This window comes from Methanosarcina sp. WWM596 (assembly GCF_000969965.1).
In the GTDB taxonomy this organism is placed as follows: domain Archaea; phylum Halobacteriota; class Methanosarcinia; order Methanosarcinales; family Methanosarcinaceae; genus Methanosarcina.
This window is the reverse complement of record NZ_CP009503.1, coordinates 733,901-755,472: the sequence shown is the minus strand read 5'-3', so window position 1 is coordinate 755,472 and position 21,572 is coordinate 733,901. Positions and strand designations below refer to the sequence as shown.

Here is a 21,572-nt window from a genome sequence, read left to right as displayed (position 1 = left end):
CTCCTTTATTTTAACTCTTTCAGGTTCTCTACCCTTACTCTATTTTTAAAATCGTCAAATCTACTGTCCTGTGCCTTGGGCCGTCCATCTCGGCAAAAAAGATGCTTTGCCAGGTTCCGAGTTCCAGTTTTCCCTTTACAATTGGCAGGGCTTCGCTTGCTCCGAGCAGCACAGATTTGAGATGGGCATCAGCATTATTGTCTATGCGGTCGTGCCTGTACCCGGCTCCCTGAGGAACAAGCCGGTTCAGTAGATCCAGGATGTCTTCTCTGAGCCCACTTTCATTTTCATTAATTATAATACCTGCAGTCGTATGCCTGGTACTGATGAGGCATATGCCTTCCTGTATTCCGTTTATCCTGACCTCTTCCTGTACCTCTGAGGTAATGTCTATCAGCTCTATGCGCCTTGAAGTTTCGATGTTGAGTTTCAAGTCCTTCCCTCTGAACTTTCTGCGGTTCGCTGTATTTTTTTACCTGAATTATCCAAATTTTGTCGCTTTAAATTAAGATCCTAAGGTTAACTAATAGTCGTTTCTGAACGATTCATACAACCATTTTATAAAAAATGCTATTATAATTAAAACACTATTATAATTATAAATATAATCCTCAATACAATGAGTGAGTTTATCAAGGGAACATTCTTTTTAAATTTGTTATGCAATATTTTTTGTCGATTTCTGTCCTGAAAAGATATCTGGGTTCCACAGATGGAGATATCCTCAGTCTCATAGATTATCAGGCCATCAAGGCCAATATCATGGCAAACCTGACAGATGGTAGATGGTGCAAATAAAGGCATGTATAACTATCTGTTTTTTAGCATCTCCAGCCATGGTACCCAGGTTCCAGATCTGAACGAAGATGAGCGAGATTACGCAGATGAGGCCTTCTGCCCCACCGACCTTGCTCAGAAGGGGGATGGATGGGATCCTGCTCACATTATAACCGATGATGAGCTAAATGATCTTTTTCTTCAGCTACCCTCGTCAGTGGATCTGGAGTGCGTCTTCGATACTTGCCACAGCGGTGACGGCCTGAAAGTTATCGATTTATGGGATCAAAAGCCCAGATTCATGCCGCCGCCTTCTCTGAAGGCCTTCAAGCAGATAAAAGATTACATGCCCAGAGGGATGGCCGAATCACTAAAAGCGAAGGGGATCGGTGTGGATCATACACTGTGGTCTGCATGTCGGTCTGACCAGACCAGTGCAGATGCCAAAATAGGCGAGGAATGGCACGGAACTTTCACCTATTATTTTTGCCAGAACATAAATAAGAGCCAGAATAAACTGTTCCGCAGTGAGCTACTTGAGAGGGTGAGAGAAGATCTCGTGAGGGGTGTGTTCACGCAGATACCCCAGCTGGATACAGAAGCTACCAAGAAGGATGCATCCGCCGGATTAAGCAGAGGTATGGTCCCAACACTCGCATGACTGCAAAGTGTGTAGGGGGTGACGAAAACCGGGATTCAGCAGAGATGCGATCCCAACAGGCTATAATAAGCAAAATATTTTTTTTCTGCCTGCTGCTGGAGTTTTTTGGAACCATTTTTTTCTTCCAGAGTCAATTTTTATTTTTAGATAAAACAGAATAGAGTAGAAGAAAATAATTCAAAGTGGTTACATTTTTTTGGAAAGAACTGGATGCAGTTTCCAGTTCCCTCCGTTTTCCCTTTCCCGATTATTGAACGTTTTTTGGGTGGGATTTATACTTTTAAGCTTACCGTTTTTTAGATATTATTTATTACTCCAAGGAAGGAGCTGTTGGTGTCTCGCATTTATTTTCTTCAAATTATTCTGGCTTCATTTGTTGGGTGTCGCTTTGAAATATATTTTTTGAAGACAGTATTGAAGACGTTTTTGGGAAGACTTGTTTATCTGAAATGTTCCTGAATATTCTCGTTTTTAGAATCCTTTTTTAGAATCCTTTTTTAGAATCTGTTTTTAGATCCCTTTTTTTAGATTCCGTTTTTTTAAATTCCGTTTTTTTAAATTCCGTTCGTTTTTTAGAGATTTTTATCAGGTTTTTTTATTTCAATATATTTATCGGGAGATTTTTCAGAAAATAATACTTTTTTCTATTGACAAAGGTTTATCTCCGGGCAATTTTGGATTGCTGGGTTTTTGTTCTGATAATTGGTTAAGGTAGATTTGCGTTTTTCGGTGGAGGAAATTTTAGTTTTATCTGTAAAGGTATCCGCCTTCCGAATGGTTTTTTAATTTCCGCCCTTTATTGAAGAAGGTTAGCCCTCCCTGCACTTCAGGGACGTTTTTAGATTTATGCTTCCTGTGTCGAAATAAGCCCGAAGAGCTTCAGGATTTTTATCTTCGAGGACGAGACTAACTTGCGGTCTCTGAGCAGGAACCCATGTAAAACTGGTTCCAGAGGCTTTTGCGGAACTGTATCTTTCATTCTGGCTCACCTTTTGAACATGTTTTTCTGTTTTTTATTTTAGCCGGCAGACGGTATCTTATTACCTCCTTATAATATATAAATATTTTGCACACTGATCCTCATGCCACTTTCTCAAACTACTTTTCCAAAAGATCTTTTCAAACTCCCTGTTCCAGAGGTTTGTTCAGATATCCGGTTTTCAGAATTGTGTTGAGGTAGAGCCTTGCCCAGACAAAGGTCACTCCAGCTCCGATGGCATTGCCTGCAACAATGCCCCACCAGGCCCCTACCTGGCCCATACTCAGATTGAAGGCGAAAAAAGCTGCAAAGATCGGAGTAAATACTATGGTCCTCAGGAGGTTTGCGGTAAGTGCACTCATGCCTTTTCCTGCTCCCTGGAAGAAAGATGTCGAGAGCATTCCGAGAGAAACGGAGGGGTAGAAGATGCAGATCACGCGCAGGAAATGGGTAAGATCTGGCGCTATATGGGAGGCTTCTGCTGTCTGAGTGAATATGGCTGCAATCTGCGGAGCAAAGATGAAAGTTAATGCAGCAACCGCACTTTCGATGAGAAGCCCCAGTTTTATTGCATAGGTATGGGCAATTTCTGCTTTTTCATATTCTTTTGCCCCGAACGCGGCTCCTGATACTGAAACTACAGCTGTTGCAATCCCTATAAGAGGAGCAATTGCAATTGTTGCAACCCGCCAGCCGGTGGAATAGACAGCAACTCCGTCGGTATTACTTACGCTCACAATAATAAGGTTGAGGACAAGCATGGATAATGACATAGAAAGCTGCTGGGCAGAGGCAGGGATTGTTATCCTGAATATGTCATTTACAATATTTTTTTCAAAGCTGAAGTCTTTAAAATCGAAGGAAACAAAAGTATCCTTTCTGAAAAAGAGCCAGTTCAGCATCATCAACGAAGAGACTGAAAGAGAAAGCAGGGTTGCCCAGGCTGCACCCGCAATTCCCATTTTAAAGGTGTATATGAAAATAGGGTCAAGGACAATATTCAAGACTGCTCCAAGGACCATTGCCTGCATTGCGCGCTTTGAATCTCCTTCAGCTCTTAGGATGGAGTTAGCTACATTCGTAAAAAAAACTACTAAACTCCCGAGGAATATCACCCTCGCGTAAGCTACTGCAAGATCGGTTGTTCTTCCTGCTCCTGCCAGAGTGAAGATCTGGGGGGCAAAAACATAGAAGGGTATGGTAAATATCAGAACAAGCAGCAGCATCATTATAATCGTATGTACAGCTACATTATCTGCCCCAGCTTTATCCCGTGCTCCTATCTTTCGGGAGATGGCTGCTCCTCCTCCTATACCCAGCCCATTGGATAAAGCCATGCTTATAAAAAAGAAAGGAAATACGAAACCCATTGCAGCAAGCGCATCCGATCCAAGCCCTGAGACCCAGAAAGTATCTACCAGCTGGTAAATAGTCTGGACGGACATCGCAACAATCATCGGGACTGCAAGTTTGATAATGGCTTTTTTCGGGTCTCCCTCAAGGATCTTTACACCTATTGTTTCCGGACTTTTTTCAGGATTGAAGGGATTCGAATTTACGGTTGTTTTGGTTTTCATTTAATTATCTTCCTTTTAATACTTCTTTTTTCCCTTTTCCTCTTTTTATCCCGTAACCTGCAAAATTAAGTTCCTTCAATGTTTCATTCAGGGAGAAAAGGAATTCATCTTTCAGTCGTTTGGTCAACTGTTCCGAACCAATACACCTAAAATATGCTGGAGTTCCTTCTATTACTACCACACACTTCTTTTTTGACATACTCTTCAGCGTAGCATAAATCTTTAGCCTGGGACGTGTGGTAAATTCATGGATATCCTTTGTTGTTACCTCGCCCAGGCTCGGGCGCCCTATATAGATCTTCGCTTTGTTTTCTGTGAATCCTACCTTCTGGAGTTTGCCTATCAGGTCCGTGTACATTGCAGATCTCAATATATATCTAGCATCTATCTAGTGCATCGATTCCTAATTAATTCCTCTTTCTTTTAGATTATAATTCCACCAGGCATTTCGACCCTTTCTTGTGATTATTCATCAAAATATTGATCTTTTCTTTTGGATAAATTAACTCAAGTTCTTTAAGGAATTGTATGAATTCCCAGCTTCTGTTTTTCAAATACTTTATAAATAATTCTTCCTGATGTCAAATCAATTCCAACTAATAGCGAAAGAGTACCATATCTTCTGTACTCATAATCTTTTGCTATTGTGGAATAATGTCCTTCTACTGGCATAAGATCTGGGTAAACATTTCCAGTTGCTTGAATGCCTGGTTTTTCATCGTAGGAAATGATCATTGATTCAATTTCTTCTTTTTTTATATATTATCATTTAATTCATTAGCCTCTTTTATATGTAGCTAATACCCTGGCTGCTTTTTGATCAAACTCCGGATCAACTTTAGCAATATAAAATCTGATCTTATGTGGTTTTATGTTGCTTACATTGAGAATTTTTGAAATTGTCCCCTGATTTATCTTCGATAAATCAGAATGTCCTTCTTTGATACAATTATCCAGGATATGTTTGGCAAGAAGTCTCTGCGCCCAGAATTCATGAGGATGACCAAGATTTTGGTTTCATACATGCAAGTGAAATTACAACAGCCTGTGATTCGGCATTAATGTCTTGAAGTCTTCCACTTCTGGATTTATCTATTAAGCCTTCTTTAACCCCTAAATCTAAAACTTTTTTGATCCATTATCTTACAGTTTTGTAATCTACTTTTAACTCTCTTGAGATTTCAGTGTCGTTTTTTCCATGATAGCTTAAAAGTATGATTTTAGATATTTCGACAATGCTTGCTGCTTGATTTCTAGAGTGGCTGAGCTTGAGAAGATAGTCTAAATCTTTTTGAGTAAATGATAATTTGGGGCGACGGCTTATAAGAGGCATAAGAGAGTTTATTGAATAATTAATATAATTATACTATAGATTTATATTAGAATCTATGCACTAGTTCAGGACTCAAAAAGAGTAAAACAAAAAAGATAAATTTGTATCTCCTCCCCGGCAAGAAATTCAAGGTCCGGCTGTTTAAGATACTGTTCCGGTGCATACTCTAAAAAGAGGGTTATTTACAATCTTTTTTTCTTATTTTTTAGTTGCAAAGTGAACTACCACTCAGCTAAAGACTGAGTGGATTCTTGGTTCATTCCTCCCTCCATTGAGGCAAGTCCCCAAGCTCTTCCCCACGTTCCATAGGTGTTACAATCCAATTAGATTTTGCTCTATGAGAGTAGATTTTGCTCTATGAGAGTAGATTTTGCTCTATGAGAGTAGATTTTGCTCTATGAGAGTAGATTTTGCTCTATGAGAACGAATTTTTTGATATTGATTGCGGCATTTATGTCTCTATCATGTTTTGTTTTACAATCAGGGCAAGTCCATTCTCTGTCTTTTAACTGAAGCTCATTACCATCTTCAACAAGGATACTGATGTAGTAACATCCTTTACAAGTTCTCAAAACGGTAGCTGTTTTAAGTTCGCCTTCAAACTTTCTATGTAGAACTGTTTTAATTGGTTCTATTTTAGAAAGCTTGACAGTGTTATTTTCAAAGATTACAGAGTAATGCTGAGACACAGGGAAAGAGATAACAAGTGCACCGGGTTTACTCTAATTGTCTCAGAGAACGGAACCGGCATTCCAGAAACAGTCGATCTAGAAAACTCAGATGCCCTTGGTCTGTAACTGGTAAGCATCCTCGTAGACCAGCCAGATGGCAAGCTTGAATTGAAAAGAGATAACGGAATGGAAATTACAATAAAGATCAATGTAAAAAGGAATTCATAACACTTCGTATAAGGAGATTTAAAGGAGGTTTGAGAAATTTACAGAAATTTATCAGGGCTCTCTGTTGAATAAAGTTTGCCACATTAGCTTCAAAAAACTAGTACACTTTCATGTAACGGAGGAATTTAAGATCAAGGTATACTTAATTACGTTTTAGAGGTAGTTTAAGTGGAAAAAGTGATTAAAAAATAACGTCATAATATAAAGTTACAAAACGATGAAAATAAAAAAGTAATTAAAAATAAAATGTAATACAAATAGAAAAGTAACAAAACTTAAGAAGTAATGAATTTATAAAATGTCATCCTTAAAAAGAAATACAAATAAAACAATAATAAAAATAATAAAGCAATAAAATTAAAATGAAAATAAAATGGTAAGAGCCTGAAAAATATTTCAGAGGCTCATACAGTAACATCCTTTTTGAGGATGTACGCAACCATTTCAGGGTTCAGTTTACTCTCCCTTGAGACTTTTTCTTCAATTGCCTCAGTGGATTTGCCTTCAATCTTCAGTTCCTTTATCTCCTCAATTATAGAGGTAGGAATACGATAATATTCATTAATGTCCTTTCTGTGGCCCCAGACATCTCCTTCTATGAGCTGGATACGCTGCATTTCAAGGAACATTTCTATGGACTTTGAGACCGTACGCCTGTATGATTTAGGAAGCTGTATTACCTCAATCTTTGGGCAGTTCTCAACCAGGGAAAAAATGTCCTTGTTTGATGGTCTGAAAGCCAGGTGAACTATTCTTTCGTTTGGATTTAATGTAAAGATCTCTTCTCTAGAACTCACAACCCTTATTTTCAAAGTTTGTCCTTCCTATCTATTGATTTTTTTTCATTTGATAGTAAAAAATTCTTCATTAAATATTTATCTATAATTACATGATTTATTTAGAGAGAACTAGTATTTACATTCTTTCTTTTATTCTCGTGTATTATAGAATCAGATAGAAAAAAACGGTATGAATCGCAGCTTTTCATCAAAAACGCCAATAGACATACAGTTTAACATTCTGAAAAGCATAAGGAACAAAATCAACAAAAAATCAGAATTATTGAAATAAAATTTATTTTATCACGGGTCAGGGCACTTTCAATATTTTGTAATTTTCAATATTTTGTAATTTTCAATATTTTGTAATTTTCAATATTTTGTAATATAACTCGATAAAGTCCAGATAAACCCCGGAAGTTTATGAAAACTTTCTCTGAACCTCTTCTTTGCTGAAGTTCTCAATATAGATTCAACCCTCCAGATTGTACATATTTACCTCTCAAAATTTGAATGTTAACTCGTCCGAATAATATACATTCAACAATCCAGAAAATCTACAGTGTCAAGAAGAGTTATATGACCTGCAGAATTAAGGAAAAAAAAACACGAAGCAAGAAAGTGACTGAGAAAGAGATACATGAGAAGGAAATGAAGGAAATGACTGATAAAAAATTACAATGAACCTGGAATAAACCAGAGTCCAAAATAATAAATAAACCTAAATATAAAGAAATCCCCTTAAAAGTGGGGTACTGCTTTGGAAAGAGATTGAAACACTTCACCGAAGAAAGTCAGAGACTATTTCAGTCAAATTAAAGAACTTCAAGACAGCTCGGGCACAACAAATACGGAGACTCCGTAAAGAAGCAAGAGAAGCACAAACTGAATAAAGAGCACGTCAAGATAGTAACCTTTGGACCCCAATCCTGTTGGCCTGTCATCCCCAGTAATCGAATCTTGTTTTCTTGTTTTCACTTTAGTGTCGCCTATCTGAGATTTCATTCCTTCCATCATTTAAAACCACCTTTAAATCTTGTTTTATACTCATTTTTGAGTATAAACAACCCTTTCGCCTGAGATTAATTTCATCTGCAATCGACCCGGAATCACTAGCACGATAAAAACGTAGACTATGTACAGGGTTGCAATGAACAGATCCTGTTGACCTGTCATCCCCAGCCGGATCTTGTATTCGTTTTTTCATATTATTGTCACCTATCTGAGATTTTATTCCTTCCACCAATTGAGACCATCTTCAATCCTATTTACAATCATTTCAATAATTTTTGAGTACAAACAATCCTTTCGCCTGAGATTAATTTCATCTATTTCATCTACAATCAATCTGGAACTATTAATGGCACAATAAAAATGTAGACTATATACAGGGTCACAATAAACAAAATGTGCATAAAAACCAGATCTGTGACCCATGGTTTTACACTGAAGTTGACCAAAGTATTATTCCTCCAACCAAATTATCCTGTAAGTGTCTAATAACTGCCTCTCACAAGCAAAGGCTGATAAAAAAGGTACTTCAGCCAATCGACGGCACTATCAATAGCACAGAGATAGTAAAAGGCCGTTAAAGCATTACTTGAGCGAAATTACATCCAGGTAAATAATCTGAACACTTAGCTTTAAACCGACATCATTATTCAGCTTTAAACTCCGAACATCATATTACTTGGCATTATTTAACCTAAGTTCCACAGTATTTTGCCGAAAATCAATATTTTTTTTGATAACGTTTTCAAAATATCTTCAAATAATAGAGGATCAAAATGGAACTTGATAAAATTGAATGTTATCATTTTTTGGCCTCTAAATACCCATCTCGCTGTTTTTAACTCCTGCACATAAATTCAATAAATTCGTTATATTGAAAATTGATAGCAGGAATAATTGTGAGTATACGAAAATTTACTGCGGAAAGTGGGGTTAATTAAGCCGGCGCCTTGTATTAAACTGGTATTGTTTTTTCAGTGTTGTGTGATAGATTCAAAGTAGAAGTTTATCCAGCTCTGCAAAGGGGTATAACTGGTATTGTTTTTTCAGTGTTGTGTGATAGATTCAAAGTAGAAGTTTATCCAGCTCTGCAAAGGGGGTATAACTGGTATTGTTTTTTCAGTGTTGTGCGATAGATTCAAAGTAGAAGTTTATCCAGCTCTGCAAAGGGGGTATCATTATATTAAACTGGTATTGTTTTTGTTTTTTTCAGTGTTGTGTGATAGATTCAAAGTAGAAGTTCATCCAACTCTGCAAAGGGATTATAACTCAAGTTATACAATGCACTCCAGATATTTAATATTTTTAACACATAATATTATTCTATCGGGACAGATAGTAGCGTATCATTCTAATAATGCACTCTAGGGATTTAATATTTTTAACACATAATATAATTCTATCGGGACAGATAGTAGCATATCATTCTAATATTACTTCATTTGTATAATGTTATCGCACCAATATAGCCTGCATTGGGCAGGTTTTTTGAATTTATGAGAAAAAATTTTCCGAGACGTTTTTTGCCAGATATTGTTTTTTGCCAGATATTAGAACTAACATCCAATATCTGTAGTTCCATACACTCACTTTTACTGATATATTAACCGAAGTTTCCAGTAGATTAAAACATAATCAAAGATTTTAAGATAGATACTATTATTTCAAAAAAGTATCTGGAAAAAAGTTTGAATTATTATGTTGATCTGCCGAATACGTAGGCCATCATATTGCCATATAGTCAAAGCAGGAAATGTGATGACCAGTTTGTATATGGTAAGTGTTACATAAATATAGTAATATAAAAATATATTATGGGAAAACGCAGACCACAATCAAAGTTTACTGATGTTACCTGCCCAAATAAAATCCAGTGATTTTTAATTTTTCATTCATCACTGGATTTTGGTACTGAGTCGATATAGAGAAAATTGCAGCTAAAGAGAAAAAAATCCTGAAAGAATTCAAAATTTACTGGCTTTTGTGATGTTATATCCCGTAAACTCCATTTTCCCGGAATCAGGGTCGATATAGACCAGATTTGAGATGCTGGAGTAATAAGTAAAGAGTTCCCTCCCCCATTTGAGGGAACTCTCTTCATAACTTATAAGTGTAGTCCCATCAAATCGCCCATTCTTGTCAAAGAGCCAGAGAGCCATAAAGATGTCCGTTACAACAAGAGTAAGAGGGCCAATATGTCCGCTACGCATGGAAACATTCATGTTTTCATGGGAGAGAAAACATTTAAATTGATTCGGGAAATCGTCAAAAAACTTATCAAAAACCTGTTCCATAAGTACGAAAGAGACCTTTGCATTCTTCTGGAGAAGTTTTGAAAAGATGCTGACTGTTTGAGGCTGAAAGGTGGAACTTGCCATCATAACATATTTTGAGGCAAGGATATTTTCGACAACGTTCGGATGGAACTCAAAGAGGCAATCTCTGTCTGCTTCCAGAAGCTCACAGTGCTTCAGATTTCCAATCCTTTTTCTCATATGATACGGGATCTCACTAAGGTCACGGGTTTCCCAGTACTCATGGTTTTCTACATAAATGTTGATAATATTCAGAAATTCCTCTATTTTTTCAACAATAAGAACTCCCATATCAGATAACTTATACATGTCTTCAGCGGGGTCATAGGTTACGAGATCCCATTTAAGAAGTTTCTTAATCTGGGGCATAAGAGCGCTTGAATTGACCTCAAGAGCCTCCTTAATTTCATCGATATTCTTGGGCCCTTCTTTCAACAGAAAAACCAGTACATTTTTCCTTTTTTCAGATAAGAAGATTGTTTTTATCAGGCATGATGGGTTCAATCTCAATCACCAGGGACTTATAACCCTTCAGGGTAAAACGACAGCTTGACAGGATCAAAGCCATTGAATATTAGCAGAAGAGAATCGGGAAACATTCAGTGAAATTTATAAACAATATAATATAGGGGTATATGATATTAAAAAGTTATTATTTATAATGTATCAAAAAGTTATTAAACAGCCAGCCATGGATTCTATACTCTCCGGATATTCCCCTTACCGTTCCTGAAATCAGCAATAAAAAAGTTTGTGCAAGCACATTGAAATAGCAAATCTGTGCCTGCACAGAGAGGGTATTGCGGGCTTACTGCCTGCTTTGGGGATACATGACGACATACATCTCGGAGAAGCTAAGTTCTCCTATCGAAGTGAAACACTTTACAGGAGCCTTACCGACTCCTTCTGGAGGTGTGTAAATGAAGTTCTTCGCCTTTTTGCAGGCTTTTACTGCAAACTCACTGGAAAACATTCCGGTGTCTGTAACCACTCTGATTTTTGCTCTATACCTTCTTATTATCTTATCTCTGAGACCCGATCGGCACTTCCCCGGCTTCTGTAACTTTTACTGGGGCAGCAGTGCTTTCTGCGCCTTTTTCTTTGGAGACCAGAAGACAGAGGAAGGCAAAAACCATGCATGCTAACATAAGCAGCCAGACGGATTTATACTGGGCTACGGAAGCAACAGTTCCATCAGAAACTTCCATCATCTTCCCGGTCAGGGTCATGAAAATAGCTCCACCAAGGAAGGGAAAGATATTATACGCCCCTATTGCAGTTCCCACGATCGACGAAGGGAACCAGTCTTTAATCTGGGCATAGGATACAACAAAGAAACCCCCGAAGAACCCGAAGAGGAAGTGTATAAGGGTATATGCGGTGGTGCTGGAAATGGTTCCTGCCTGAGACCAGAGGACTCCCCAGAGCACTATATACACGGCAGTGCCTGCAATAAGGACTTTCTTTCTGGACTTGAACACCTTGTCCGAGAGATAACCTGCAATCGGACAGCCGAAGATCATACCAATTGCTATGAAGGAAAGAATTCCTGCATATGTCCCCTTGTCCCAGCCGAGAACGTCTCTAAAAAAGGGACCTCCCCACAATCCCTGGTAGACCATAAGGCTGCCGTACATGAAGAAAAACCAGATGGACAGAGGCCAGAACTTCATCCCGGAATTAAACGTCTGCCTGAGAGCTTCTCCCATCGGAATCTTTGCAACAGCTTTCGGGGGAATATATTTCTCTCCTTTTTCGTAGGCTTCAATTTCTGGAATAGTGGGACAGCCCATGTCTTCGGGTTTATCCTTAACCAGCACAAAGATAGATACTGCAAGCAGCCCGGAAAAGATACCCAGCATCAAGAAAACCTTCTGCCAGTCTCCAAAGAACGCTGCCATTATAGCAAGGGGACCTGCGGCACTCAGGGCTCCTATGTTTCCAATTGCGAGCAAGACTCCGGACATTGAAGCAAACTCATTCTTTTTGAACCAGATGGCAAGCACCTTCATTACAGGGATGTAGACCATTGCCACCCCGACCCCTATGAGAACCCTTCCTATAAGGACCATCGTGAAGTTGGAAGCAATTCCTGTCAGGACAGCCCCAACTGCAGCAAGCATTGTAAAGACTGCGGCAGTCTTTTTTACACCCCAGCTGTCAGTCAAAATCCCACTTGGAAGTTGCATTGCCGTGTATGCATAGAAGTAGGCGGAACCAAGCAGCCCTATAGATGCAGCGCCCACTCCAAATGAATTCATAATATCAGTCGCAACTACTGCGGTAGACACGCGGTGGAAATACACAAAGAAATATGCAAGGGCGAGAATAACAAACACCACCCAGCGATATTTCATTACTTTGTTCATATTATTCTGATTAATTTCCATAGCTATCGCTCCCAATAACAATAATTAAGAACATAGATAACAAATGTAAAGAGAGTACTGGAATCCGGCATCCTCAAGAGGATATGCTTAAATCCGATCCCTCTATTTATTCCCACGGGAAGAGCTTGAACGGAAAAATGCTGACAATTCCATTCTTACTGAGGTGACTCTCTTCCCGGGACAACTTTCTTCTTCAAACAGCAATTCGTTATTTTTTCAATGTGCTTATCAAAAGCTTATCTAACCAAAATTTTTCTGATCAAATATTGTCTGCAGACCAATCAGCTACAGCTTTAACCCAGGTCTTGAGCCTGTCTGACGTACTAAGGGGTGGGGTTCCACATCCGAGCATACTGGCTTTTGCTCCACCATCGAGCCCTTTTCTTGTTTCGTCAATAATCTGCTCTTCCCTGCCTTCGACCATCAGGAGAGGAGTCACATTCCCGACAACAGGCACATTCCCTGCGATCTTGGTTGCTTCCTTCATATTAACAGCCTGTTCAACACTGAGACAGTCTGCGCCTGTGGAAGCCATCCCTTCAATAATCGGGACAGTATCTCCGCAGATGTGAAGTTCCCAGGGACACCCAAGGTGGTGCACAAAGTCACCTATCTCTTTTTCAGCAGGGACGGCTACCTGGTAGTAGAACTCAGGCATTACAAGATTAGGGGATGCTGATGCATCCGAATAGTATATAACGTCAGCTCCAGCTTCGATACAGGCTTCAACATAGATCCTGTTAATCTCCAGAGCTATCGAGAGCCAATCCTGCATTTTTTGCATTTGTTTTTCCTTCTGGAGGCACTTGATGCTGAGCATGGACAGGTTCTCAGCACCCATGAGGTCTCCGGCAAGGGTTATGGGAGCTACGAGAAAAGCAGTAACTGCTGCATCGGGATATTTTTCCTTAGAGAGTTTTATAGCGTCAAGTGTAGTTTTTACAAACTTGTCCTCAAGGAAACTGTCATATTTTACCTCTTCGGGCTTGTTGAAAAAGCTCCTTACCGAAGGCTGAATATCAATCCTTCCCATCTTAACTTCAAGGCCAATAGCCATGGATTCTATGAACATGCCAAAAGGCATTACAATATTGTCAAGCCCGGCATCGGTATGCATAAGGCTCACAGTATTAACCATCATCTCCGCATTGCAGTGATAATAAGGCCAGGAACTCCCGCTCTTCTCTATATATTCCTTGACCATAGCAGAGCCTGTGATCACCGGAACCCTGTCAACCGACTTTCTGTTGAGCATTGCAAGGACTCTTTCTTTTGAGGTCATCTCAGATACCATGTTTTTTTCTCCTTTTTTACTCCTTTTATGCTTTTTAATCAGGTCAATTTTCAAAAGCATCTGTTAAGGTCAGCCCCATCTCACGCCCTCAGACGGGAAGTCAAAAACTGCTCTTTTCAACCAGTTTGCTGCACTGGCCGCATCATGAGGAGAGACATCTGCTCCTATCTGGGATGCATACTCGGTTGTGATCGGAGCTCCACCCACCATTACCAGTAATTTGTCCCTGATGCCTTCATTTTCAAGCATCTTGACAACCTTCGGCATCTCGGCCATAGTTGTAGTCATCAAGGTGCTCATGGAAACTGCTGTTGCCTGATTCTCCTTTGCAGCTTCAATGAACCTGGAGGCTGGGACGTCATTTCCAAGGTCCACGCAATTGAAACCGTTTGCACTGAGCAGAGTTTTTACAAGGCTCTTTCCAATGTCATGGACGTCACCTTCAACCGTACCAATGACAACTGTTGCAGCTTTTGAGCCGCTATTTTCATCCAGTTTCATGTAGGGAGCGAGAAGGTCCATCCCGCCGTACATTGCAGCCGAAGCTATCAGGAGCTGGGGCACAAAAGCTTCTCCCTGTTCGTATTTATTCCCAATAAGGCTCATGCCTGTTGCAAGACCCTCTATAAGAGTTTTGAAAGGATCCAGATCTATCTGGATTGCCACTTCTGTCCAGCCCCGGGTCATTTCCTCCTCGCCGTCCATTACCAGGAGTGCGAGTTTTTTGAGGGTAATTGCTTCCACATCAGCTCCCGTGTCCAGAAGCTTTTGGGTCAGCTCTTTAATCGCATCCTCATCTTCATCTTCTGCTGCCTCATCCAGTTCTTCGATTAATTCCTGGACTTCTTCCGGTAGATCATCCATTTTGATACCTCTGGTTCGATTTGATCATAATACTCCACAACTGCTCATCAATATTCCACATATTGATACGTCATATTGCATCTGAAAAGGTTCAGGGTAAAGGTCCGGATCTTTTCCTTTTTCTAACAGAAAGCAATTAAATATAGGTTTCAAAAATAGATATACTAACCGTCATCGGAAAAACTCCCAACTTTAATTGAAAAGCACCCCCGTTAAAAAATCGCTGTGTATATTAAAAATTATATTTAATCAATATAATAAACCGGTTTTTAAAAAACAAAGAGCACCTGAAAAAGAATCATGCCTGTTCTCAAAATGTTTCCCGTTAAACCTTCAAGCTTTAACGAATTAACAACCTCGTTTACAGAATCAACGACGTTGATCTTCCAACATGGTGTTGATCTTCCAACATGGTGTTGATCTTCCAACATGGTGTTGATCTTCCAACATGATGTTGATCTTCCAACATGATGTTGATTTTCCAACATGATGTTGATCTTCCAGCCTGTTATTGCATTTTAGATAGAAATATATAAAAATTATAATTATATAAGGCAAATGATCTTTACAATAATTACAAAGTATATATAAGTATCGAGAATAACGGAAGCATCAGACCTCCTAGTACTGTTTTTCAGTCCGTATTTTCATCTCCAAACGAGAAAATCTTAACAGAGAATGAACTGGAATACCGGACAATTTATATGATGTCTGCAAATCACTTTTTCTCTGCTAATTAATTTTGAGGGAATAACATAACTTTTATTAAATGTTGCGTTTATTATATTCCAGAAACTAAGACTGTTATGAGGCCCATACATGGAAGACCCTGTTGTTGCAAAAATAAAAAACAAGTTCAATAAAAATGGAAACCCGGCAAAGATTCCACTTATGAGCGGAAAGCAGTTTTTCAAAGCCCGAGCTGAAGAAGATGGAATCTACGTTGATAACCTGAAAAATCAGCCATTTCTCCCATGGAATACATTTTCCGAAGCCGTTAAATTTTTGCAGGAAAATGGAGGGCAGGCGAAGAAAGGAAATGCAACAAACTCCAGGCTGGGAGATCCGAACCTGGATCTGAATACCATGGAAGGTTATATCGCCAGTAAAGTTTACGGCTGCAAGATAGGAGACAGCGTGTTTAAAAGGATAACTCCGATAGCATCAATTCTTGCCTGGGCTGAAATCTGTGAAAACACAAGAGGCAAAGTCAGCCTTCTTTCTAAAGAAAAAGAACTGCAAGCCTCTGAGTCCAAAGCCGAGATAAATTCTCTTTACTTCCAGCTTGCAAGCAGAGATACCGAATTAAAAAACCTGGAAATCAAATTGCGTGCGGCCACCCCAACCTAAAGGATGGGGTATGCTGATGGGCCGCCCGCCCGGTTATTCTGGTACTTAGAAATCGTCAATTTTCCGTTGCCTAGACTTTAATCTATATGATTGAACCTCTGTTTTCGGTTTTCCCTGCGACTCCTTAATGTAGTGCTTGATTGTGTCAGCGGTTACATTTCCAACGGATCGATAGAATTTACCACTTGACCATAGACTTCCACCCCAATATCGTGTTCTCAGTTCAGGATGAAGCTTGAACAATCTGTAAGAACTACCTCCTTTCAAGTATTGAACCACCTCTGATAGAGAGGTGCTTGGGTGGAATTCCAGGAACAGGTGAACATGATTATCTACAACTTCCAGAGCATGGATTTTGTAGCCTTTCTCTGTGCAAATATTGTGGAATATAGACTCGCAATCCTTTTTAACTCGTTTATTGTAGAATATCTTGTATCGATACTTAGGCACCAACACGATGTGGTAGGTAATCTGACCATAGCCATGGCTAAAACTGCGCAATTCCAACGCTTATCACATCCTAGCCATAGGTAGCTGGAACCACCTGTGGCTATGGTGTCAAAAAACCTCATTTTACAAAAAAACGATGATTGATACAGTTTAAGCGAATACAAAACAGCCAGCGAGGGTTCACTTCATCCCCGACCTGAAGGTCAGGGTATTCGTGACCCTCTGCACTCCCATAGTAATAAAACTTGCAGAAAGCTTGCAGAGAATAAAAGAGTTTGAGGAACAGTTTGCAGGCAGGGACAGTGAAATCAGCAGGCTTCGGGAAGAGCTTGAAAAACTTATCTCAGAAAAAGAAAGCAAACTGGTGGAACTTGAGAAGGAGATCGCTGGAAAGAATGAACAAATAAAAACCTTTGAGGAAACCCTTTCTGCAAGAGATGAAGCTGTAAAGAATCTGGAAAATCAACTTATTCAAAGCGGAGAAGTAATAAAAAAACTTGAAAGTCGGATTACTCAAGACAACAGCACTATTGAAGGACTTAACATCAGACTGAACGAAAAAAATGAAGTTATAAGTGTTTTGGAAGAAAACATTTCAGTAAAGGATAAGGACCTTAAGACTCTTGCCGGAGAGGTTATTGCAAAGGGTGGGGAAGTAAAGAGAATTGAAGAGAAGCTCTCCGGAAAAGAGAGAAAGATAAACACAGTAGAAGCCATGCTTGCCGCAAGCGAGGAAAAAGTCCGAAAGCTTGAAAAACAACTCTCTGGATATGTAGGAGAAGAAAAACTGGCAGGGCAGCTCAGGGAAAAAGATGAGCTAATAAAACAGATCAAAGGAACACTTGTAAGCAAAGAAGAAGAAGTTTCCAGGCTTAATGAAGAAAACAGGAAGTACCGGATGCAGCATAAACTTGCAGCTGAAGGATTAAGACAGATAGAAGAACAGAAAGCCTCAAAGAAATGGTGGAAACGCCTGTAAGCCAGAAATAAAACAGCTTTCTTTACAAGAACATTTGTTAAAAATCGGTTTAAATTTAGTTCATTTCAGGCCTTTCGGGGCATGTAGTAAGAAAAGAGCTATGAAGCAGGTGAAGGATCATATCAGGGCTGATTTTTCTGAGACTTGTTACCTCGCCGATTATTTCTTCTTCGGTTTTCCCCTGAACCTCCAGTTCCTTAATCTTTTCAAGCACATAAGAAGGTATTACAAAATAATTATTAAGGTCATGCCAGTGCCCGCTGACGTCACCCTTTACAAGGTGAATTCCTGAAGATGCAAGGTACATTTTAATAAATTTTGAAAGTCCCTCATAGGAAGATGCGGGAAGCTGAAGTATTTCAATTTCAGGACAGGTCTTGACCAGACTGAAGAGATCCCTGTCCGAGGGCCTAAAAGCAAGATGTACTGCCTTCTCCTCGTGTTCCAGACTAAGGATTTCATCCCTGTTGGTTACCACTCTAATCCGTATACTACCCAACCCCATTTATGCTCCCATTCCTATGTAAGCATAGATCATTTATTTAATTTTGTATTTCAGTTTTTCGGATCAAATTTCAGTATGTTGGATGAGTAACCAGACAGGGATCATCAAAAAAGGTGAAAATTAATTTTCCGGTCTGCAAGATGAGGACTTCCGATACCATAAAATTCCTTCTGAATCTGTTCTAAGCCCGGCTGCCAGAGCCTGCCCAAAGGAAATGCAGCCGTCTCCACAAGGAACATGGCGATGCGTGAGAAATTCAAAGCCTGCCTCCTTCACAGTTCTTGCAATGCATGAGGTGATATGGTCGTTGTAGGCAACCCCCCCGCTCAGGCCTACCTGCTCAAAACCGTTTTTTGTAGCAAGGGAAATGGCAATTTCCGAGATTCCTTTCGCAAAGTTCTCTTCAACGGCAAATGCAAGATCGGCAGAGGAATACTTTCCCCCGGAGAGTTCATAAACCCCCAGCAGGAGCTCAGTCGTATCAAGTACAGAGACTCCGTTTTTCCCCCCTGTTCTGAAAACCAGGGGGAGGTCTGGCCTGTGAATGCTATTCTTTGCCGCAGACTCAAGCTTCATTGCCGGCTCTCCCTCATAAGTCCTCATTTTACATATGCCCAGAAGCGCTGCAGCCGCATCCAGTACTCTCCCTGCGCTGCTGCTCATAGTAACATTTATTTTTCTTTGAAGCTGCTGCATAACTGTAGAAAACTCCTGCCTGCCCCTGGGAAAGTGAAGAGAGAGTTTTTCCAGTTCTGCTTCTTCAAGCCTCCCGGAAAGCATACCAAGAACCATGCGAGAAGGCGTTTTTACTGCAAGGTCTCCCCCGGGCATAGGCTGGGGCAACAGATTTCCCAGGCGTTCATATCCGAAATACGAGGCCCCCAGAAATTCTCCCCCCCAGACTGTGCCGTCCTCACCGTACCCGACTCCGTCAAGGGCGATTCCCAGGATCCGGGAGTCTTCTGGCAAGGAATTGTCAGCCATTAGAGCAAGGATATGGGCGTAGTGGTGCTGTACCTGAATTGTATTTTCTTCACCCCTGCTCATTGCAAAACGAGTAGTGTTAAAAGCAGGGTGAAGGTCACAGCCCCAGTTAAGAGGCTCTATACCTGTCAATCGGACCAGATGCTGGAAAACCTCAGAGTGATACCTGAAGGTCTCCAGATGGTTTGTATTCCCAATATACTGGGAGACGTAAGCCAATTTTCCTTTTGCCAGGGTTACTGTCGAGTTCATTTCGGCTCCCACTCCTGCAGAAGCTCCAATTTCGAAAGGAAGCTCTATAGGTTCAGGCACAAACCCTCTGGAACGCCGGATAAAAGCCTTCTGTCCGTTCACAACCCGGATAACCGTATCATCATTCCTGTTTGCAATAACCCTGTTATGCAGCAGATGAAAATCCACAATTTCTTTTAGTTTTTCAAGCGCTTCTTCATTTTCAACAACCATGGGCCTTCCCGGTAGGTTTGCCGAGGTCATAACGTATACAGAATCCGGTTTGAGGTCAAAAAGCAGGTTCTGGGCGCCTGTATAGGGAAGCATGACCCCTATGTTGTGCAGATTAGGAGAAACCGATTCTGCCAGTTTGAAGACCTTTGATTTGGGAAGCACGGTTATAGGGCGGCGGGCAGATGTGAGGCATTTCCGGTCTGTATCTCCTGGTACTGCAAAGGACTCTACAACCGCTATATCTTTTGTCATGACTGCAAAAGGCTGCTCCGGACGCAAAAGCCTTCTTCGAAGCTCCTGTACAGGCTCTTCCTTTCTGGCATTGCAGGCAATATGAAACCCCCCAAAACCTTTAACCGAAAGAATTGAACCTTGCTGGAGAAGGTCAGAAGCTTTTACAATTGCTTCATAATTCTTTGCGAGCACTTTCCCCCGGGAATCCGAAAGCCAGAGTTCAGGTCCGCATTTCGAGCAGCAGACAGGCTGAGCATGGTGCCTCCGGTTGAGAGGATCGGTATATTCCACTTCACATTCCCTGCAGAGGGGAAAATCTGCCATTACAGTATTCTCCCGATCATAGGGGAGGGCACGAACTGTTGTGTAGCGAGGACCGCAGTTTGTACAGACAGTAAAAGGATAATGATAGTACCTGGAAGAGGGATCAAAAAGCTCCAGCCTGCATTCTTCACAGATAGCCGTATCCGGAGGAATTATGGAGTTTTCAAACGTTCCGGGTTCACTGTGTATGATAATAAATTCCGAATAACCGGAAAAAGAGGCAGTATTTATTTTGATATCCGTAATTCTGGCAAGTGGAGGTTTTTTTTCAGGAAGATCGGAAAGGAAACTTTCAAGGTTTAGCCTTTTTCCTTCTATAAGGATCTCTACGTGGTTTCCAAGATTTTTCACGTACCCTGAAAGCCTGTGGAATTTTGCAAGCTGGTATATGAAGGGGCGAAAGCCGACACCCTGCACCGTGCCGGTCACATGAAGAAGTCTGGCTTCGTTTTGCATAAGGAAATTAGGATTGATATTCGTCGTTAAAATAGCTTTCTGATAATAAGCAGACCAGAGAAAGAGAAAAAAATATCCAAAAAAAACAATACTTTGTGCCGAACTCAAAAAAATAATCGTTCTGAAGTTCAGGTCACGATAAAATTTGGAAATATCGTTTTTAACATAATAATGAACCCTAAAACCATCATTAAAAGGGAGATAAACCAGGCTGCTTGTAGCAGACGGGCCTGGTTTTCGGGTTCCCACAATTTATGTACTGCCTTTTCAATCAGATTTGATTGATCGTCGCGTCCTGCCATTTCAAATCAAGCTTGATCTTTCATTCTCTCCTTGACTCTCTTCAGCCGGGAAGTACCCTCCCTTTCCATCTCTTCAAGGGTAAAACGAATATACTTCATGGTTGCAATGAGATCAGGAATAACTTTGAATTCGAGAGCGTTTACACGCCTCTTAGTCTTCTCGATTTCATTAAGAAGCCTTTTCATCGTTGTTTCCAGTTCTGCGGCGGTAATAATCTTCTCTACCAGATCCTCATAGGCTTCTGCGGTCTCATCGATATATGAATTTGTACCGATGATACCGTAACCCCTCTCATAGAGGGATTTGCGAACTCCAGTAGAGCTGATCTTTGGCACCACAACACCCATGATGTTATGCCCTGAAAGCTGGATTTCGGGGGATTGCTTTGCTGTAAAAGCAGTTGACTTGACAGCAACCATTCCGTTAACAGCACAGGCAAGATTTATTTTGCCCACACCGTTTTCATAAGCGGCATCCAGCTCGGTCCTGACGTTCCTTGCCTCGTTAAGAATCTTAAAGAACTCAAGAATAAGACCATCTCTCTTCATCTTAAGGAGCTTGTGCCCACTTTCAGAGAGCTTGATTTTCTTCTTGAGCTCAATTAGCTCCGACCGAGTTGGTTTTACGTCTTGAGCCATGACAA

Annotated in this window: 21 protein-coding genes; 3 read left to right on the top strand and 18 right to left on the bottom strand. The window is 40.4% G+C overall.

All coding sequences use genetic code 11. The annotated features are described in order from the left end of the window. Positions 1-34: 34 nt before the first annotated feature. Positions 35-433 (bottom strand): secondary thiamine-phosphate synthase enzyme YjbQ, encoded by a 399-nt coding sequence (locus MSWHS_RS03375; protein ID WP_048126047.1) that lies wholly within the window; start codon positions 431-433, stop codon positions 35-37. Between the two features lie 345 nt (positions 434-778). Here MSWHS_RS03375 and MSWHS_RS03370 point away from each other — a divergent pair, with 345 nt between their 5' ends. Then, the gene (locus MSWHS_RS03370) at positions 779-1,438 is read left to right on the top strand and encodes a caspase family protein (RefSeq protein WP_082088317.1); all 660 of its coding nucleotides are present in this window, start codon (positions 779-781) and stop codon (positions 1,436-1,438) included. A gap of 844 nt (positions 1,439-2,282) precedes the next feature. On the opposite strand, the gene MSWHS_RS21905 is transcribed toward MSWHS_RS03370, so the two are convergent. From MSWHS_RS21905 to MSWHS_RS03315, 13 genes are all read right to left on the bottom strand, one after another. Further along, positions 2,283-2,417: a hypothetical protein gene (locus MSWHS_RS21905; RefSeq protein WP_255350483.1), complete on the bottom strand. Its 135-nt coding sequence runs from the start codon at positions 2,415-2,417 to the stop codon at positions 2,283-2,285. A 140-nt stretch (positions 2,418-2,557) separates the two neighbouring features. Continuing rightward, the gene (locus MSWHS_RS03365) at positions 2,558-3,994 is read right to left on the bottom strand and encodes an MATE family efflux transporter (protein WP_048126044.1); all 1,437 of its coding nucleotides are present in this window, start codon (positions 3,992-3,994) and stop codon (positions 2,558-2,560) included. Positions 3,995-3,998: 4 nt separating this feature from the next. After that, positions 3,999-4,352, bottom strand: a complete 354-nt coding sequence (locus MSWHS_RS03360) for a helix-turn-helix domain-containing protein (protein WP_048126042.1) — start codon at positions 4,350-4,352, stop codon at positions 3,999-4,001. 158 nt (positions 4,353-4,510) lie between these two features. After that, complete coding sequence (locus MSWHS_RS18315; RefSeq protein ID WP_052722547.1) at positions 4,511-4,729, bottom strand: hypothetical protein; 219 nt, start codon at positions 4,727-4,729, stop codon at positions 4,511-4,513. Positions 4,730-5,132: 403 nt separating this feature from the next. Then, positions 5,133-5,327 (bottom strand): hypothetical protein, encoded by a 195-nt coding sequence (locus MSWHS_RS19960; RefSeq protein ID WP_156148063.1) that lies wholly within the window; start codon positions 5,325-5,327, stop codon positions 5,133-5,135. 395 nt (positions 5,328-5,722) lie between these two features. Then, positions 5,723-6,016, bottom strand: a complete 294-nt coding sequence (locus MSWHS_RS03350) for a zinc ribbon domain-containing protein (protein WP_048126040.1) — start codon at positions 6,014-6,016, stop codon at positions 5,723-5,725. A 614-nt stretch (positions 6,017-6,630) separates the two neighbouring features. Continuing rightward, positions 6,631-7,038: a DUF1699 family protein gene (locus tag MSWHS_RS03345; RefSeq protein WP_048126038.1), complete on the bottom strand. Its 408-nt coding sequence runs from the start codon at positions 7,036-7,038 to the stop codon at positions 6,631-6,633. A gap of 792 nt (positions 7,039-7,830) precedes the next feature. Beyond that, positions 7,831-8,022, bottom strand: a complete 192-nt coding sequence (locus MSWHS_RS03340) for a hypothetical protein (RefSeq protein ID WP_048126036.1) — start codon at positions 8,020-8,022, stop codon at positions 7,831-7,833. A gap of 1,958 nt (positions 8,023-9,980) precedes the next feature. Continuing rightward, positions 9,981-10,766 (bottom strand): winged helix-turn-helix domain-containing protein, encoded by a 786-nt coding sequence (locus MSWHS_RS03335; RefSeq protein WP_156151186.1) that lies wholly within the window; start codon positions 10,764-10,766, stop codon positions 9,981-9,983. 373 nt (positions 10,767-11,139) lie between these two features. Further along, complete coding sequence (locus MSWHS_RS03330) at positions 11,140-11,322, bottom strand: hypothetical protein (RefSeq protein WP_048126034.1); 183 nt, start codon at positions 11,320-11,322, stop codon at positions 11,140-11,142. A gap of 31 nt (positions 11,323-11,353) precedes the next feature. Next, complete coding sequence (locus tag MSWHS_RS03325) at positions 11,354-12,721, bottom strand: MFS transporter (protein WP_231585555.1); 1,368 nt, start codon at positions 12,719-12,721, stop codon at positions 11,354-11,356. Positions 12,722-12,980: 259 nt separating this feature from the next. Next, entirely contained in the window at positions 12,981-14,015 is a 1,035-nt protein-coding gene (locus MSWHS_RS03320; RefSeq protein ID WP_197074017.1) for a uroporphyrinogen decarboxylase family protein, read from the bottom strand. A gap of 69 nt (positions 14,016-14,084) precedes the next feature. Then, positions 14,085-14,879 carry a corrinoid protein gene (locus MSWHS_RS03315; RefSeq protein ID WP_052722545.1) on the bottom strand — a complete coding sequence of 265 codons (795 nt, stop codon included), beginning with the start codon at positions 14,877-14,879 and terminating at the stop codon, positions 14,085-14,087. Positions 14,880-15,698: 819 nt separating this feature from the next. On the opposite strand from MSWHS_RS03315, the gene MSWHS_RS03305 reads away from it, so the two are divergent. Continuing rightward, the gene (locus tag MSWHS_RS03305) at positions 15,699-16,229 is read left to right on the top strand and encodes a hypothetical protein (RefSeq protein ID WP_048158742.1); all 531 of its coding nucleotides are present in this window, start codon (positions 15,699-15,701) and stop codon (positions 16,227-16,229) included. 45 nt (positions 16,230-16,274) lie between these two features. Here the strand turns inward: MSWHS_RS03305 and tnpA are convergent, their stop codons facing one another. Continuing rightward, entirely contained in the window at positions 16,275-16,736 is a 462-nt protein-coding gene (gene tnpA / locus MSWHS_RS18865) for an IS200/IS605 family transposase (protein WP_082088120.1), read from the bottom strand. Between the two features lie 157 nt (positions 16,737-16,893). Between tnpA and MSWHS_RS03295 the strand changes: the two genes are divergently transcribed. Then, positions 16,894-17,658 (top strand): hypothetical protein, encoded by a 765-nt coding sequence (locus MSWHS_RS03295; protein WP_052722544.1) that lies wholly within the window; start codon positions 16,894-16,896, stop codon positions 17,656-17,658. Between the two features lie 55 nt (positions 17,659-17,713). Here MSWHS_RS03295 and MSWHS_RS03290 read toward each other — a convergent pair whose 3' ends face one another. From MSWHS_RS03290 to MSWHS_RS03275, 3 genes are all read right to left on the bottom strand, one after another. Continuing rightward, the gene (locus MSWHS_RS03290) at positions 17,714-18,136 is read right to left on the bottom strand and encodes a DUF1699 family protein (protein ID WP_231585554.1); all 423 of its coding nucleotides are present in this window, start codon (positions 18,134-18,136) and stop codon (positions 17,714-17,716) included. Positions 18,137-18,283: 147 nt separating this feature from the next. After that, positions 18,284-20,626 (bottom strand): carbamoyltransferase HypF, encoded by a 2,343-nt coding sequence (gene hypF / locus MSWHS_RS03285; RefSeq protein WP_048130192.1) that lies wholly within the window; start codon positions 20,624-20,626, stop codon positions 18,284-18,286. A 308-nt stretch (positions 20,627-20,934) separates the two neighbouring features. After that, complete coding sequence (locus MSWHS_RS03275) at positions 20,935-21,567, bottom strand: V-type ATP synthase subunit D (RefSeq protein WP_197074016.1); 633 nt, start codon at positions 21,565-21,567, stop codon at positions 20,935-20,937. Positions 21,568-21,572: the final 5 nt, after the last annotated feature.

Coding starts and splice junctions, on each gene's coding strand:
- MSWHS_RS03360 (WP_048126042.1), bottom strand. CDS start 4,352: ATGTACACGGACCTGATAGGCAAACTCCAGAAGGTAGGATTCACAGAA.
- MSWHS_RS18315 (WP_052722547.1), bottom strand. CDS start 4,729: ATGATCATTTCCTACGATGAAAAACCAGGCATTCAAGCAACTGGAAAT.
- MSWHS_RS03325 (WP_231585555.1), bottom strand. CDS start 12,721: ATGGAAATTAATCAGAATAATATGAACAAAGTAATGAAATATCGCTGG.
- hypF (WP_048130192.1), bottom strand. CDS start 20,626: ATGCAAAACGAAGCCAGACTTCTTCATGTGACCGGCACGGTGCAGGGT.
- MSWHS_RS03275 (WP_197074016.1), bottom strand. CDS start 21,567: ATGGCTCAAGACGTAAAACCAACTCGGTCGGAGCTAATTGAGCTCAAG.
- MSWHS_RS03340 (WP_048126036.1), bottom strand. CDS start 8,022: ATGATGGAAGGAATGAAATCTCAGATAGGCGACACTAAAGTGAAAACA.
- MSWHS_RS03365 (WP_048126044.1), bottom strand. CDS start 3,994: ATGAAAACCAAAACAACCGTAAATTCGAATCCCTTCAATCCTGAAAAA.
- MSWHS_RS03315 (WP_052722545.1), bottom strand. CDS start 14,879: ATGGATGATCTACCGGAAGAAGTCCAGGAATTAATCGAAGAACTGGAT.
- MSWHS_RS03305 (WP_048158742.1), top strand. CDS start 15,699: ATGGAAGACCCTGTTGTTGCAAAAATAAAAAACAAGTTCAATAAAAAT.
- MSWHS_RS03370 (WP_082088317.1), top strand. CDS start 779: ATGGTAGATGGTGCAAATAAAGGCATGTATAACTATCTGTTTTTTAGC.
- MSWHS_RS19960 (WP_156148063.1), bottom strand. CDS start 5,327: ATGCCTCTTATAAGCCGTCGCCCCAAATTATCATTTACTCAAAAAGAT.
- MSWHS_RS21905 (WP_255350483.1), bottom strand. CDS start 2,417: ATGAAAGATACAGTTCCGCAAAAGCCTCTGGAACCAGTTTTACATGGG.
- MSWHS_RS03320 (WP_197074017.1), bottom strand. CDS start 14,015: ATGGTATCTGAGATGACCTCAAAAGAAAGAGTCCTTGCAATGCTCAAC.